Origin of the sequence: Tsuneonella aeria (genome assembly GCF_009827495.1) — a bacterium.
Taxonomy (GTDB): domain Bacteria; phylum Pseudomonadota; class Alphaproteobacteria; order Sphingomonadales; family Sphingomonadaceae; genus Tsuneonella; species Tsuneonella aeria.
Map to the genome: position 1 here is coordinate 1,314,997 of NZ_WTZA01000001.1, position 13,185 is coordinate 1,328,181.

Below are 13,185 nucleotides of genomic sequence, written 5' to 3' on the forward strand. Positions count from 1 at the left end.
ATCGCCCGCAGCCGTGCACCGGCCGGCGGCAGCCACCCTCAGCGCGTGGCGTTGTAGGCCAGTTGTTCTTCGCTGAGCTGGAAACCGACGAGCAGTTCGAAGGTCGCCCGCGCCACGGCCGCCTTCACCGCCGGTTCCGAAAGCGGATCGATCGCCGCGTCCTCGTCGCCCGCCTTGCGCCGGCGCGTGATCTGTTCGCGGATTTCCTGCGGCAGGGTCGCCTCCGCCCGGTCGACGAAGGCGCCGGCCTGCGCGCGCGCCTGGGCACGTTCCTGGCCATCGGCGAACGCGATGGTCACCTGCCCCACGCGCTTGGTCACCACCGAAGTGCCGCCGCGCAGCACCACCGAGTAATACGGCAGCGTGACCGTGCGGGCCCCGCGCGCATCGGTGCGGCGCGCCAGCACGTCGAACGTGGCGTTGGTGTAGATGCGCGGCGACCCGTCGTCGCACGTCGAGCGGAGGTTGGTGATCGATGCCGTCACGTCGATATTGGCGGCGGACGTATCGCCGGGCACGCGGAACGTGGTGATGTCGCCCGTGTAGTCAGGGACGCCCACCGCGGGGCACGCGGTGCGCACGGCGGTGATGCCGATGCCCTGATCGACCACCAGTTCGCCATCGGTCTTGCAGCCGGCAAGCGCGGCCCCCATCAACAACGGGATGGCAAGGCGAAGGCGGTTGGTCATGGCAGGGTATGTCCCGTTTCTGTTGCAGGCCGTCGCCCTAGCGGCGCGCGCGGCGAAGCGCTAGAGGCCGATCCATGAACGCCCCCTTGCAAGCCCCGCCCTCCGCCAGCCCTGGGAGCGCCGCCGGGCGGTTGCCGCTGCTGCTGCTCTTGGCCGCGCCGCGCGGCTTCTGCGCCGGGGTGGACCGCGCGATCGAGATCGTGGAGCGCGCGATCGAGAAGTTCGGCGCGCCCGTCTATGTCCGGCACGAGATCGTCCACAACCGCTACGTGGTCGATGCGCTGAAGGCGCAGGGCGCGATCTTCGTGGAGGAACTGGACGAGGTGCCCGACGGCGCGCCGGTCGTGTTCAGCGCGCACGGCGTGCCCAAGGCGATTCCTGTCGAGGCGACCCGGCGCGAGATGACCTGGGTGGATGCCACCTGCCCGCTGGTCAGCAAGGTCCACCGCCAGGCGGAACGCCAGATCGAGGCGGGGCGGCACATCGTCTTCATCGGCCACCGCGGGCACCCCGAAGTGATCGGGACCATGGGACAGGTGCCGAACGGAACGATGACCCTGGTGGAAACGCTGGCCGACGTCGCCGAACTCGGCTTCGCGCCCGGCACGCCGCTGTCCTTCCTGACCCAGACCACTCTGTCCGTGGACGACACGCGCGAGATCGTCGCCGCGCTCCAGAACAAATACCCCGGAATCGTGGGGCCCAAGGCGGAAGATATCTGCTACGCGACATCCAACCGGCAGGCCGCGGTCAAGGTGATCGCGCCCGGGAGCGACCTGGTGCTGGTAATCGGCGCGCCCAATTCGTCCAATTCGCTCCGGCTGGTGGAAGTGGCGGAGCGGCTGGGCACGGACGCCCGTCTGATCGAGCGGGCGAGCGACATCGACCCGGCCTGGCTGGAAGGCGTGGGCACGGTGGGCGTTACCGCCGGCGCCTCCGCCCCCGAAACGCTGGTGCGCGAAGTCGTCGCGCGGCTTTCCGAATGGCGCGACGTGGAGGAGCACCAGATCGTCTCCGCCGAAGAGAATATGATCTTCAAGCTGCCGCGCCAGCTTGCGGACTAGTGGCGGTCTACACGCCCCTCGCTGCCGAGGACCTCGCCGCCCTGATCGATGCCTACGACGTCGGCGCGCTGGTGTCGGCCAAGGGGATCGCCGAAGGTGTCTCCAATTCCAACTGGCTGGTCGAAACCGCCGGTGCGGACGGGGCGGGTGCGCGCTTTATCCTGACGATGTACGAACGGCGCATCGACCTCGGCGAACTGCCGTTCTTCCTCGGCCTGCTAGATTACCTGTCCGCGCGTGGATGCCCGGTTCCGCGCACAATCCACGATCGCGACGGGAACGCCTCCCGCGACCTCGCCGGCAAGACGGTCGCGCTGATCGAGTTCCTGCCGGGCATCTCGGTCGATCGGCCCACGGCCGCGCAGGCGCGTTCCGTCGGGGCGGCGCTGGCCGGGGTGCACCTGGCCGCGCGCGATTTTCCCCTTTCGCGCGCCAACGCGCTCGGCATCGCGGCCAGCCACGCTGCGCTCGCGCGGTGCGGCGCGGCCTCGCTTGAGGGGATTGCCGCGGGGCTGTCCGAAGCGATTACCCGCGCCGCGGCCCTGCGCGACCGCTGGCCCGAAACGCTGCCGCGTTCCGTCTGCCACACGGACCTGTTTCCCGACAACGTCCTGATGCGCGGCGAACGGGTCGCGGGCATGATCGACTTCTACTTCGCCTGCAACGAGGCGATGGCGTACGACCTTGCCGTGACGCACGCCGCCTGGAGCTTCGCCAGGGACGGGTCCGCGTTTCACGCCGATGTCGGCCGCGCGCTGGTGGAAGGATACGAATCGGTGCGTCCGCTGACCGCGCCGGAGCGCCGCGCCCTGCCCCTGCTGGCCGAAGGGGCCTGCCTGCGCTTCGTCGCCAGCCGCGCGGAAGACTGGCTGGAAGGGCCGCCCGGCGCGCTTGTCGAACGGAAGGACCCGATGGCCTTCATGCGGCGCTTGCATTTTTACGCCGGGGCGGGCGAAGACCCCTTCCACGCATGAAGAGCATCGACATTTTCACCGACGGGGCCTGCAAGGGCAACCCCGGCCCCGGCGGCTGGGCTGCCCTGCTGCGCATGGGGCGGCACGAAAAGGAACTGTCGGGCGGAGACGCTTCGACCACGAACAACCGGATGGAGCTGACCGCGGCGATCCGCGCCTTGGAGGCGCTGATCGAACCGTGCGACATCAAGCTGCATTCCGACAGCAAGTACGTGCTCGACGGGATCACCAAGTGGGTTCACGGCTGGCAGCGGAGCGGCTGGAAGAACGCCAGCAAGCAGCCGGTGCGCAATGCCGACCTGTGGCATGAGCTGATCGCGGCGGCCAAGCCGCACAAGATCGAATGGGTCTGGGTCAAGGGCCACAGCGGCCATGCGGAAAACGAACGGGTCGATGCCCTCGCCTGCGCCGCGGCGGAAGCGGCCCGCCCGGGCTAGAAACGCGCCGGGTCGTAACGCGCCGGGTCGATCCGTTCGGTCATCGCGTCTTTCGGCAATCCGAGCAGCAGTTGCGCCCCCAGGCGCGCCGCGGCGGGCGCCGTCTGGATGCCGAACCCCCCTTGCCCGGCAAACCAGAACAGGCCCTCCACGCGCGGATCGAACCCGTAGACCGGCAGGCGATCGGGGGCGAAGCTGCGCAGCCCTGCCCACTTTCGCTCGACCGCGCTGACCCGCCAGTCGACAACCTGCTCGAACCGGTCGATCGCCTCGGCCACCGCGAGCTCCTCCGGGGCGGCGTCGCACGCCGCGCTCGGCGTCTCGTCGTGCGGGCTCAACCACAGGCGGCCGCTTTCGGGCTTGAAATAGAACTGCCCATCGATGTCGAGGACGAGAGGCAGGTCGGCCGGCGGCGGAGGGTCGGTGCGGAGCTGGACCACGGTGCGGCGCAGGGGCTGGATGCCAAGCGCCCGCGCCCCTGCGATCGCGGCCAGCGCGTCCGCCCAGGCGCCGGCCGCGTTGACCAGCGTGGCGGCCTGGAAAGATCGCCCGTCCGCCGTCCCCACCGTCCATCGCCCCCCGGCCCGCCGGGCTGTGACCACGCGCGCGCGCGTATGCAGGGCGACCCCGGCGCGCCGTGCGGCCGAGAGGTAGTGCTGATGAACCCCTGCCACGTCGATATCCGCGCAGGCAGGTTCCCACACTGCGCCCGTCACGATCGGCCGGACACCGGGGATTCGCCGCTCGATCCCCGTGCGGTCCAGCCGTTCGATATGGACACCGCTGTGCGCGAAGCGCGCCATGAATGCGTCGAGCGCCGGTTCGTCCCCGGCCCGGCCGACATAGAGCGCGCCGCGATTGCTGAGGAATCCGCGCTCGCGAAGCCAGGGGCCGGAGGCGAGCGTCAGCGGCACCACGTCCGGCCCGCCGTAGCATTCCTCCCAGAACGCCGCGGACCGGCCGGTGGCGTGGTAGCCGGGGCGGTCCTCCGCTTCCAGCAGGACCACCCGGCCTGCACCGTGCGCGCCCAGTTCCGCGGCGAGGCTGGCCCCGGCCATGCCAGCGCCGACGATGGCGATATCGAACGACTCGCTCATCGCGGTGGGGCCCTGGAATCGAGGAAGGAATCGATTTCCGCGAGCGCGCGGTCGCGCACCGCATCCACCTCGCGCAAGATCTCGTGATGCGATTCGGGGCCGAAAGTGACCAGGCGGCAATCGGGCAGGCGCGCGGCCGCCGCCGCAATCGCGCGGTAAGCGACCAGCTTGTCGTTCTGCGCCGCCAGGATCAGCACCGGCATCTTTACCCGTTCTAGCACGCCGGGCGCCATCAAGCGGCGCATGGAGGCATAGGCCTGCACCACCCAGCCCCAGCTTCCCGGACCCATCACCAATTCCGGCCGCTCGGCGCGCCACCACAGTTCGTCGGCATAGCGCGCGGCGTCATGCGTCAGCAGGTGCGCGCGCGAAACGGGGGGCTCGCCCGGCTTCTCGCTCCACTTCCAGGCCGGGCGGCGGAGGTCGCCGAACGATCCCGCCAGGCGCGCGGCGGCATGCATGGCTGCGGGCGGAAGCGGTCCGTGAAGGCCCAGCATCGGGGCGACCAGGATCACCGCGTCAGGGGCAAGGCGGCCGTCCGCCACGGCCCGCAACGCAATATGTCCGCCCATCGAATGGCCGGCCAGGATATGCGGAGCCGGCGTGTTGGCCGCCCAGTCGGCCCACAAGGCGGCAAGATCGCCCACCCAATCCCCGAAATCCGCGATGTGGCCGGTGATCGCATCGGCCCCCAGGCGCCCGGACCCGGCCTGGCCGCGCCAGTCGGCGGCGGTCACGCGCCAGCCGCGCCCGGTCCAGTCCGCCAGGGTTTCAAGGTATTTCTCGTATCCGTCCCCCCGCCCGGCCATGAACAGGATGGACCCGCGCGGCGCATCCGCGGATGCCGGATGCCAGTCGATCCGCCGGATCGCATGGCCATCGGCGGCAGTCCAGGTAGCTTCCCGTGCGTGGTCAGGTATCGAACGGCGGCGCGCTGCACGCTCGGCATCGGTGCCAGTATCGCTAATCGCACGCCTCCAGTCGTGGTTACTATTTGGTAAGCAGTGGGCTTTAGCACCCGGTCCCAGGGACTTTGGGGGCTTACACAATGCTGGGCGGATATCTGCACTACGGGCTGCTCGTGGCCCTTGCAATCGCGCTGCTGGTCGCCGCGTTTACCGACTTGCGCCGCCGTCAGATCGACAACTCGCTCAATGCCGGGATCGCCCTTGCCGCCCCCCTGTTCTGGTGGGCCAGCGGCAAGTCGCTGTGGCCGGACGTCGCCTGGCAACTGGCCGTCGCGGCCGGCGCCTTCGCCGTTTTCGCCGCGATGTTCGCCATGAAATGGATGGGCGGCGGCGACGTGAAGCTGCTGACGGCGCTGGCGTTGTGGATCGATCCCGAATGGTTCCTGCGGCTGCTGGTCGTCATGGCGCTCGTCGGCGGGCTGCTGACCATCGTGATGGGCGCCTGGCACGTCGCCCGGCGGCAGCGCGAGCGGCTGGCAATCCCGTACGGCGTGGCGATCGCAATCGCCGGTCTGTGGGTGATCGGCGCCCATTACATCCCGGTCGCGCAAGGGGCGCTGGTCGGATGAACCCGATTTTAACCGTTCGCCGCATATTCACGGCAACCATACCCGCCCGTGGGATCGGGCGCGGGGAACAAGGGGGCTTTTGAGCCATGGACAGGAAGAAGCTGCTGCTGCTGGTCGGCGCTCTGGCGATCGCCATCGTAACCGCGATGATGGCGCGGAGCATGTTTGCCGGGGCCTCCGCCCCGCAGGCCGAGGCGGCACCCGCGCCCAAGGGGCCGAAGGTTCTCGTCGCCCAGCGCGTGCTGCCGACCGGCACCATCATCACCGCCGATGCGATCGGTTTCCAGCCCTGGCCGCAAGAGCTGGTGAAGGACGCCTATTTCATCGAAGGTTCGTCCGACGTTTCGAAGCTGCTCGGCACCGTGGTCCGCTTCCCCGTCACCGCGGGTGAGCCGGTCACGCAGGGCTCGCTCGTCGCGCCGGGGGATCGAGGCTTCCTGGCCGCGGCGCTCGGCCCCGGCATGCGCGCCGTTACCGTGCCCGTGTCGGCCAACACCGGCGTCGGCGGCTTCGTCTTTCCGGGCGACCGGGTCGACCTGGTGCTGACGCAGACGGTCAAGGGCGGTGATGAGAACAGCGCCCTGCGCGCATCGGAAACCATCCTGCGCAACCTGCGCGTGCTGGCGACCGACCAGTCGACCACGCAGGAAACGGTCGAGGGCAAGACCGTGGTCAAGGGCTTCCGCACGGTCACCATCGAAGTGACCCCCAAGATCGCGGAGAAAGTGGCCGTGGCACAGACCATCGGCACGCTCAGCCTCTCCCTGCGCTCGATCGCCGACAGCCAGACGGAACTGGAGCGCGCGATCGCCCAGGGCGACGTGAAGATTCCCGACGGCGCCTCGCCGCAGCAGGAAGCCAAGATCCTGCGCGACGCGATGAACCGGCCGAGCGAAGGCGCGACGACCTACCAGACAGGTGGCGACGTATCCCGCTTCCAGCGCCGCACGGTCGGCGTGTCGGCCCCGGCGGCTGCCGCAGCGCCCGTCGCCGTGATGCCCGGATACGTCCGCCCGGTCGCCCCGCGCTCAACCGTTACGGTCACCCGGGGCAAGAACGCCTCCACCGTGGCCATCACGCCCGGCGGACAAGTGCTCGATGTCCAGGCGGGCGCGGTTGCCAGCGGCGGCCAGGTGGTCGCCGGCACCGTCGGCATGATGCCGTGAAGGTACCCACCATGCACACCGTTCGATCCATTCGCGAACGCAGCTTTCATTCGAGGGGCAATCCCATGAAGCGCCACTTTTCCGCAACGCTGCTGATGGCGGGCATCGCCGCGGCGCCGCTCGCCGGGCTTCCCGCCCTGCCGGCGAACGCCCAGGAAACCATCGCACCCAGCAGGGATATCAACCTGTCGATCGGTCGCGGCGAGTTGATCGCCGTCCCCGGCGCCATGGCCGACGTCTTCGTCGCCAACGACGCCGTGGCCGACGTCCAGGTCAAGTCCGAACGCCAGCTCTACCTGTTCGGCAAGTCCGGCGGCGTGACCACGGTCTATGCCAGCAACCGGGCCGGGGCGATCATCTGGTCCGCCAACGTGCGGGTCGGTTCCAACATCGACAGCGTGGACCAGATGCTGGCCCTCGCGATGCCCGAAGCGAAGGTCAACGTGGCCACCATGGGCACCAACACCTTCCTGCTGACCGGCACCGTCGCGGCGCCGGAGGATGCGGCCGAGGCTGAACGCCTGGTCCAGGCCTTCGTGGGCGACGAAGCCAATGTCATCACCCGGCTGAAGACGGCGACCCCGCTCCAGGTCAATCTGCAAGTAAAGTTCGCCGAGGTCAGCCGATCGCTTGTCCGCGAGATCGGCGCCAACCTCACCAGCATCGACGGCACCGGCGGCTTCCAGTTCGGTGTCGGCCGCGGCCGCGCCGGCTTTGCGCCCAATTTCCGGCCCGGCACGGTGACCGGGATCGGCAGCGCGACGAAATCCTACATCCCGGATCCCAACAACCCGGGCCAGTTCATCGAAGTCGCCGCGACGGCCGTGAACCCGCTGGCCGGGGCCACTTCACTTGCCGGTGTCGGCAAGCTGTTCGGCGTCGACATCCTCGGCGCTCTGGACCTGGCTGAACGGGTCGGCCTGGTGACGACGCTGTCGCAGCCCAACCTGACCGCCCTTTCGGGCGAGACGGCGGACTTCCTGGCGGGCGGCGAATTCCCGATCCCGATCAGCCAGGGGCTCGGCTCCACCTCGATCGAGTACCGGAAATACGGTGTCAGCCTGGCCTATACCCCCACGGTGCTGGCCAACGGCCGCATCTCCATGCGCGTCCGTCCGGAAGTATCGGAGCTTTCCGCACAGGGCGCGGTCACGCTCAACGGCTTCCAGATCCCGGCGCTGACCATCCGGCGCGCCGAAACGACCATCGAGCTCGGCAGCGGCCAGAGCTTCATGATCGCCGGCCTGATGAGCAACAACGCGCAGAACACGATCGACAAGGCCCCGGGCCTGGGCGACGTGCCGATCCTGGGCAACCTGTTCCGCTCCACCAGCTTCCGCAAGGGCGAAACCGAACTGGTCATCATCGTCACGCCGTACCTGGTGAACCCGGTCAACGACGGCGACATCCGCCTGCCGACCGACGGGTTCAGCGCCCCGCGCGAGGCCGCCCGGCTGTTCGGGATGCAGGAAACCGACGGCGTCAGCGGGGCGAGCCGTCCCGGGCCCACCGCGGTCGAAGGCACCGTTCCGGCGGCCCCCGCGGTCACCCCGGTTTCCCCGCAGGCGATCCTGCAGGCGCAACCGGCAAGGCCCGACGCGAAGAAGCGCCGCAAGGACCGCCGCGCCAGCAACGACACGGCCGCAGCCGCCCCTGGCTTCAGTTTCTGACGAAAGGTGAGAGTGATGACCATCAAACGCACATTTGCGGGCACCCTCGCCCTCGGCGTCGGACTGGCACTGTCGGGTTGCAATTCGCCGGCCTCGGTCGCCAACCGCAGCCTCGATAGCGTCAACCAGCCGGTTGTTGCCCGGACCAGCTATACGCTGGACCTGAACACCGGGTATGACGGCCTGCCCTTCAGCGAACAGCAGCGCCTAGCCGGCTGGTTCGATACGATGAACCTGCGTTATGGCGACCGCATCGCGGTCGAGGATCCGCAGTCCAGTGGCGTGACGCGCGACGCGGTGGCCGCGATCGCCGCGCGCCACGGCCTGCTGCTGTCCGACGGCGCACCGATCACCCCGGGCCAGGTCCAGCCAGGGACGGCCCGCGTGGTGATCACGCGGCTGACGGCGTCGGTCCCGGGATGCCCGGACTGGTCCAAGAAATACGACCGGAACTACGCCAACGCCACGTCGCCAGGCTACGGCTGCGCGGTCAACAGCAACATCGCCGCAATGGTCGCCAATCCGGAAGACCTCCTGCGCGGCCAGGCGAGCAATGGCGAGACCGTCATCATGAGCTCGACCAAGGCGATCGATACCTTCCGCAAGAAACCAAACACCGGCGCGGGCGAGCTGAAGTCGCCCGGCACGGGCGGGGAGAACTAAGCCATGAATGCTCCTTGGAAACCGTCGGGCAACCGCGATCCGTTCGCCGCCTTCATCTGCGACGAGACCGCGCTCGATACCCTGCGCCCGGTCGTCATCGAGATGGGATGGAAGCCTGAAAAGTGCGCCAAGGGCGGACTGCGCAACGCGGTCCAGTCCCTGTCGGTGGCGGCGAGCCCCAACATCCTGATGGTCGACCTGTCGGAAAGCGGCGATCCGCTGAACGACATCAACGCCCTGGCCGAGGTGTGCGAGCCCGGCACGGTGGTGATCGCGATCGGCCAGGTGAACGACGTGCGCCTCTATCGCGACCTGCTCGCCAGCGGCATTCACGATTACCTGCTGAAGCCGCTGTCGGCCAGCCAGCTGCGCGACGCCCTGACCCACGCCCAGGCGGTCTTCACGGCGCCCAAGGCCAACGATCCCGACGCGGTGAAGCGCCACATCTCCACCGCGGTGGTGGGCACGCGCGGCGGTGTCGGGGCATCTACGCTGGCGACATCGCTGGCCTGGCTGTTCTCCGCCGACCACAAGCTGCCGACCGCCCTGCTGGACCTCGACGTCCACTTCGGGACCGGCGCGCTGGCGCTCGACCTCGAACCGGGCCGCGGCCTGACCGATGCGATCGACAACCCCAGCCGGATCGACGGCCTGTTCATCGAACGCGCGATGATCCGTGCGAACGACAACCTGGCGATCCTGTCAGCAGAGGCGCCGATCAACGCGCCCCTGATGACCGACGGCAGCGCGTTCGTGCAGCTGGAGGAAGAGTTCCGTCACGCGTTCGAAATGACGGTGATCGACCTGCCGCGGAACATGCTGATCAATTTCCCGCACCTGCTGGCCGACGTGAACGTCGTCGTCCTGGCGGCGGAAATGACGCTTGCCAGCGCGCGTGACACCATCCGCATCCTGAGCTGGCTGAAGGCCAATGCCGGGCACGCCCAGCCGATCGTGGTCGCCAACAAGGTCCAGGCCGGGGTCGCGGAAATCAGCAAGGCCGATTTCGAAGCCTCGATCGAACGCCAGATCGACTTCATGGTGCCCTATGATCTCAAGGCTGCTGCCACCGCGGCGAAGCTCGGCCAGACATTTGTCGACGCCAGCCGCTCCAGCAAGTCGAGCGCTGCGATCCGCCAGATCGCGGAGCGGGTGATCGGCACAAGCGACGAAGAAGCCATCGATGGCGCAGCGACCAAGAAGTCGCTGCTCGGCAGCTTCGACTTCAAGTCCTTGCTGGCCAAGAAGGAAAAGGTCTCCGCCCGCGCGGATGCCTGACCGAAGCGCCGCGGCCGCCCCCCGGTGGCCGCGGCGTGACGCGAAACGAGAAGTGGGGCGGATCGAATGAGCATTTTCCAGATGCTGCTGTTTGCGTTCGGGCTGATGGGCGTCCTCGCCCTCGGCTATTCCGCGCTATCGGGGCCTTCCTCTTCCAAGGAAGGCATGCGGCGGCTCCAGGCCGTGCGCTACCGGCACTCCGAAAGCACCGACACCAAGGTCGAATCGCAGCTCAAGAAGGCGATCGCCGCGCGCAAGCCGATGGCCTTCAAGGTCGCCGGCTCGGGCTCGCGCCTCGATGCGCTGGCGGTGCGGCTTGATCGCACGGGTAAGGGCTGGACGCTCACGCACTACTTGTACGGGTCCGTCGGCATCGCGCTGGTGATCACGGTGATCATCTTTCTGCGGACCGGAGCGCCGCTGCTTTCGCTCATGATCGGCATGTTCGCCGGCGCGGGCCTTCCCCACTTCATCGTCAACTATTTCATCAAGCGCCGCACCGCGCAGTTCAACGCCAAGTTCCCCGACGCCATCGAGCTGCTCGTTCGCGGCCTGCGTTCGGGCCTGCCGGTCACTGAAACGCTCGGCGTGGTCGCGCAGGAAGTTCCGGGGCCCGTGGGGGTGGAATTCAAGGCGATCACCGACCGCATCAAGGTCGGGCGCACGATGGAAGACGCGTTGAACGTGACCGGCGATCGGCTCGGCATCCCCGAATTCAACTTCTTCTGCATCACCCTTGCCATCCAGCGCGAAACCGGCGGCAACCTGGCAGAAACGCTTTCGAACCTGGCCGACGTGCTGCGCAAGCGGGCGCAGATGAAGCTGAAGATCCGCGCGATGAGTTCGGAATCGAAGGCTTCGGCCTACATCGTGGGATCGCTTCCCTTCATCGTGTTCTTCATGATCTGGTGGATCAACCCGAGCTATCTCGAAGGGTTCTTCAGCGACGACCGTCTGATCGTGGCGGGTCTGGTCGGCGCGGTGTGGATGGCGATCGGCGCGTTCATCATGGCCAAGATGGTCAATTTCGAAATCTAGAGAGGCCAGCGATGATCAGCAACGCACCCGGACCAACGCTTCTCGGCTTCGATGTCATTGTGGTGGGCACCATGCTCGCCGCGGTGGCCGCGTTCGCGATGGTGCTCGCCATCTATGCCGCCGTGACCGTGAAGGATCCGATGGCCAAGCGCGTCAAGGCGCTGAACGCCCGGCGCGACGAGCTCAAGGCCGGCATCGTCAAGGCCAACGCGCGCAAGCGCACCAGCCTCGTCCGCCGCACCGAGTCCACCGACAAGGTCAAGGAAACGCTCGCCAGCATGAAAGTGCTGCAGCAGAGCCAGGTCGAAGTCATCCAGCAGAAGCTCGCCTGGGCCGGTTACCGCAACAAGGAACTGGCGGTCTATGTCATCGGCCTGCGGATGGTCGCGCCGATCGTGCTGGGCGTCCTTGCGTTTCTCCTCATCTACGCGGCAAACATGTTCCCCGACTGGGGCAGCATGAAGCGCCTGATGGCGCTCACCGCGGCGGTCGGCCTGGGCTACAAGGGCCCTGAAATTTTCCTCAAGAACAAGGCCGGCAAGCGGACCGACGCGATCCGCAAGGGCCTGCCCGACGCGCTCGACCTCCTGGTCATCTGCGCCGAAGCCGGCCTGACCGTGGACGCCGCGTTCAACCGGGTGGCCAAGGAACTCGGCCGGGCATATCCCGAGCTTGGCGACGAATTCGCCCTCACGGCGATCGAGTTGTCCTTCCTCAGCGAACGGAAGATGGCGTTCGATAACCTCGCCTACCGCGTGAACCTGGAAGCGGTGAAGGGCGTCGTCACCACGATGGTCCAGACCGAACGCTACGGCACCCCGCTGGCGTCGGCGCTGCGCGTGCTGTCGGCCGAATTCCGCAACGAGCGGATGATGCGGGCGGAAGAAAAGGCTGCGCGGCTTCCTGCGATCATGACCGTGCCGCTGATCCTGTTCATCCTTCCCACGCTGTTCATCGTCATCCTGGGCCCGGCAGCCTGCTCCATCGGCGACGCGTTCGCAGCGCAGGGGTAGGCGCCTTCGCGGGCGCCGATCTGCCGGCAGAAACCGTCAGTCGGCCGCCCCGCCGGCCGCGATTGCCGCGCCGGCATCGGGATCGAGGTCGCCGACCGCGTCCCGCGTGCGGGCAAGGAGAATGCGGAACTGTTCGCGCTCGGCAGCGGAGAAGCCGTCGAAAAGCTGGGCTTCCATTTCCAGCGCCAGCGGCATGATCCGGCCGTGCATGGCCCGCCCTTCCTCGGTCAATTCGAGGTGGTGGGAACGGCCGTCCCTGGCGTTCGCGGTGCGCGAGGCGAGGCCGCGGTCTTCCAGCCCCCTGCACGCCCGGTTTACCGCGACTTTGTCCATGAGCGTGGCCCCGGCAAGATCGCGCTGGGTCCGCGCGCCGGAATCGCCCAGCACCGCCATCACCCGCCATTCGGCGATGCGCAGCCCGAAGCGGGTGCGATAGACTTCCGCGATCCGCGTGCTGACCGCGTTCGACGTCACCGACAGTTGGTAGGGGAGGAAATCCGCCAGGCGGCTTTGGGGCGTGTCCGGGTCCATCGAAGCGGTTTCTAGGGTAACCGCCCGC

At 68.1% G+C, this 13,185-nt stretch carries 14 protein-coding genes; 10 read left to right on the plus strand and 4 right to left on the minus strand.

The features are described 5' to 3' along the window. Positions 1-38 precede the first annotated feature (38 nt). Positions 39-689 carry a hypothetical protein gene (locus GRI40_RS06575; protein ID WP_160610595.1) on the minus strand — a complete coding sequence of 217 codons (651 nt, stop codon included), beginning with the start codon at positions 687-689 and terminating at the stop codon, positions 39-41. Positions 690-763: 74 nt separating this feature from the next. On the opposite strand from GRI40_RS06575, the gene ispH reads away from it, so the two are divergent. Genes ispH through rnhA form a run of 3 tightly spaced genes read left to right on the plus strand, consistent with a single transcriptional unit; the run spans position 764 to position 3,164 of the window. Then, on the plus strand, positions 764-1,753 hold the full coding sequence (gene ispH / locus GRI40_RS06580) for a 4-hydroxy-3-methylbut-2-enyl diphosphate reductase (protein WP_160610596.1): 990 nt from the start codon (positions 764-766) through the stop codon (positions 1,751-1,753). Beyond that, on the plus strand, positions 1,753-2,727 hold the full coding sequence (gene thrB, locus GRI40_RS06585) for a homoserine kinase (protein WP_160610597.1): 975 nt from the start codon (positions 1,753-1,755) through the stop codon (positions 2,725-2,727). The genes ispH and thrB overlap by 1 nt, the downstream gene beginning before the upstream one ends. Further along, the gene (gene rnhA, locus GRI40_RS06590) at positions 2,724-3,164 is read left to right on the plus strand and encodes a ribonuclease HI (protein ID WP_160610598.1); all 441 of its coding nucleotides are present in this window, start codon (positions 2,724-2,726) and stop codon (positions 3,162-3,164) included. Before thrB ends, rnhA begins: the two co-directional genes overlap by 4 nt. Here rnhA and GRI40_RS06595 read toward each other — a convergent pair. Both GRI40_RS06595 and GRI40_RS06600 read right to left on the minus strand, forming a co-directional pair. Then, positions 3,161-4,261 (minus strand): NAD(P)/FAD-dependent oxidoreductase, encoded by a 1,101-nt coding sequence (locus GRI40_RS06595; protein WP_160610599.1) that lies wholly within the window; start codon positions 4,259-4,261, stop codon positions 3,161-3,163. The genes rnhA and GRI40_RS06595 overlap by 4 nt on opposite strands. Beyond that, positions 4,258-5,289, minus strand: a complete 1,032-nt coding sequence (locus GRI40_RS06600) for an alpha/beta fold hydrolase (RefSeq protein WP_202390274.1) — start codon at positions 5,287-5,289, stop codon at positions 4,258-4,260. Before GRI40_RS06600 ends, GRI40_RS06595 begins: the two co-directional genes overlap by 4 nt. Before the next feature lie 20 nt (positions 5,290-5,309). Here GRI40_RS06600 and GRI40_RS06605 point away from each other — a divergent pair, with 20 nt between their 5' ends. The 7 genes from GRI40_RS06605 to GRI40_RS06635 all read left to right on the plus strand — a co-directional run bounded on the left by GRI40_RS06605 (position 5,310) and on the right by GRI40_RS06635 (position 12,626). After that, positions 5,310-5,798 (plus strand): A24 family peptidase, encoded by a 489-nt coding sequence (locus GRI40_RS06605; RefSeq protein WP_160610600.1) that lies wholly within the window; start codon positions 5,310-5,312, stop codon positions 5,796-5,798. 86 nt (positions 5,799-5,884) lie between these two features. Then, entirely contained in the window at positions 5,885-6,964 is a 1,080-nt protein-coding gene (cpaB, locus tag GRI40_RS06610; protein WP_160610601.1) for a Flp pilus assembly protein CpaB, read from the plus strand. An 11-nt stretch (positions 6,965-6,975) separates the two neighbouring features. Then, entirely contained in the window at positions 6,976-8,634 is a 1,659-nt protein-coding gene (locus GRI40_RS06615; RefSeq protein ID WP_420006864.1) for a type II and III secretion system protein family protein, read from the plus strand. Positions 8,635-8,649: 15 nt separating this feature from the next. Next, a complete protein-coding gene (locus GRI40_RS06620; protein WP_160610602.1) occupies positions 8,650-9,297 on the plus strand; it encodes a CpaD family pilus assembly protein in 648 nt (215 codons plus the stop codon). Between the two features lie 3 nt (positions 9,298-9,300). Continuing rightward, a complete protein-coding gene (locus GRI40_RS06625) occupies positions 9,301-10,575 on the plus strand; it encodes a pilus assembly protein CpaE (RefSeq protein WP_160610603.1) in 1,275 nt (424 codons plus the stop codon). A gap of 66 nt (positions 10,576-10,641) precedes the next feature. Then, positions 10,642-11,613: a type II secretion system F family protein gene (locus GRI40_RS06630; RefSeq protein WP_160610604.1), complete on the plus strand. Its 972-nt coding sequence runs from the start codon at positions 10,642-10,644 to the stop codon at positions 11,611-11,613. Positions 11,614-11,624: 11 nt separating this feature from the next. Next, positions 11,625-12,626, plus strand: coding sequence for a type II secretion system F family protein (locus GRI40_RS06635; RefSeq protein WP_160610605.1), 1,002 nt, complete (start codon positions 11,625-11,627; stop codon positions 12,624-12,626). A 36-nt stretch (positions 12,627-12,662) separates the two neighbouring features. Here GRI40_RS06635 and GRI40_RS06640 read toward each other — a convergent pair whose 3' ends face one another. Further along, a complete protein-coding gene (locus tag GRI40_RS06640) occupies positions 12,663-13,157 on the minus strand; it encodes a MarR family winged helix-turn-helix transcriptional regulator (protein ID WP_160610606.1) in 495 nt (164 codons plus the stop codon). Positions 13,158-13,185 lie beyond the last annotated feature (28 nt).

Bases quoted from the DNA above. Each gene is read 5' to 3' on its own strand.
- ispH (WP_160610596.1), top strand. From the start codon at position 764: ATGAACGCCCCCTTGCAAGCCCCGCCCTCCGCCAGCCCTGGGAGCGCC.
- rnhA (WP_160610598.1), top strand. From the start codon at position 2,724: ATGAAGAGCATCGACATTTTCACCGACGGGGCCTGCAAGGGCAACCCC.
- GRI40_RS06635 (WP_160610605.1), top strand. From the start codon at position 11,625: ATGATCAGCAACGCACCCGGACCAACGCTTCTCGGCTTCGATGTCATT.
- GRI40_RS06625 (WP_160610603.1), top strand. From the start codon at position 9,301: ATGAATGCTCCTTGGAAACCGTCGGGCAACCGCGATCCGTTCGCCGCC.
- GRI40_RS06640 (WP_160610606.1), bottom strand. From the start codon at position 13,157: ATGGACCCGGACACGCCCCAAAGCCGCCTGGCGGATTTCCTCCCCTAC.
- GRI40_RS06605 (WP_160610600.1), top strand. From the start codon at position 5,310: ATGCTGGGCGGATATCTGCACTACGGGCTGCTCGTGGCCCTTGCAATC.
- cpaB (WP_160610601.1), top strand. From the start codon at position 5,885: ATGGACAGGAAGAAGCTGCTGCTGCTGGTCGGCGCTCTGGCGATCGCC.
- GRI40_RS06595 (WP_160610599.1), bottom strand. From the start codon at position 4,261: ATGAGCGAGTCGTTCGATATCGCCATCGTCGGCGCTGGCATGGCCGGG.
- GRI40_RS06630 (WP_160610604.1), top strand. From the start codon at position 10,642: ATGAGCATTTTCCAGATGCTGCTGTTTGCGTTCGGGCTGATGGGCGTC.
- GRI40_RS06575 (WP_160610595.1), bottom strand. From the start codon at position 689: ATGACCAACCGCCTTCGCCTTGCCATCCCGTTGTTGATGGGGGCCGCG.
- GRI40_RS06615 (WP_420006864.1), top strand. From the start codon at position 6,976: ATGCACACCGTTCGATCCATTCGCGAACGCAGCTTTCATTCGAGGGGC.
- GRI40_RS06620 (WP_160610602.1), top strand. From the start codon at position 8,650: ATGACCATCAAACGCACATTTGCGGGCACCCTCGCCCTCGGCGTCGGA.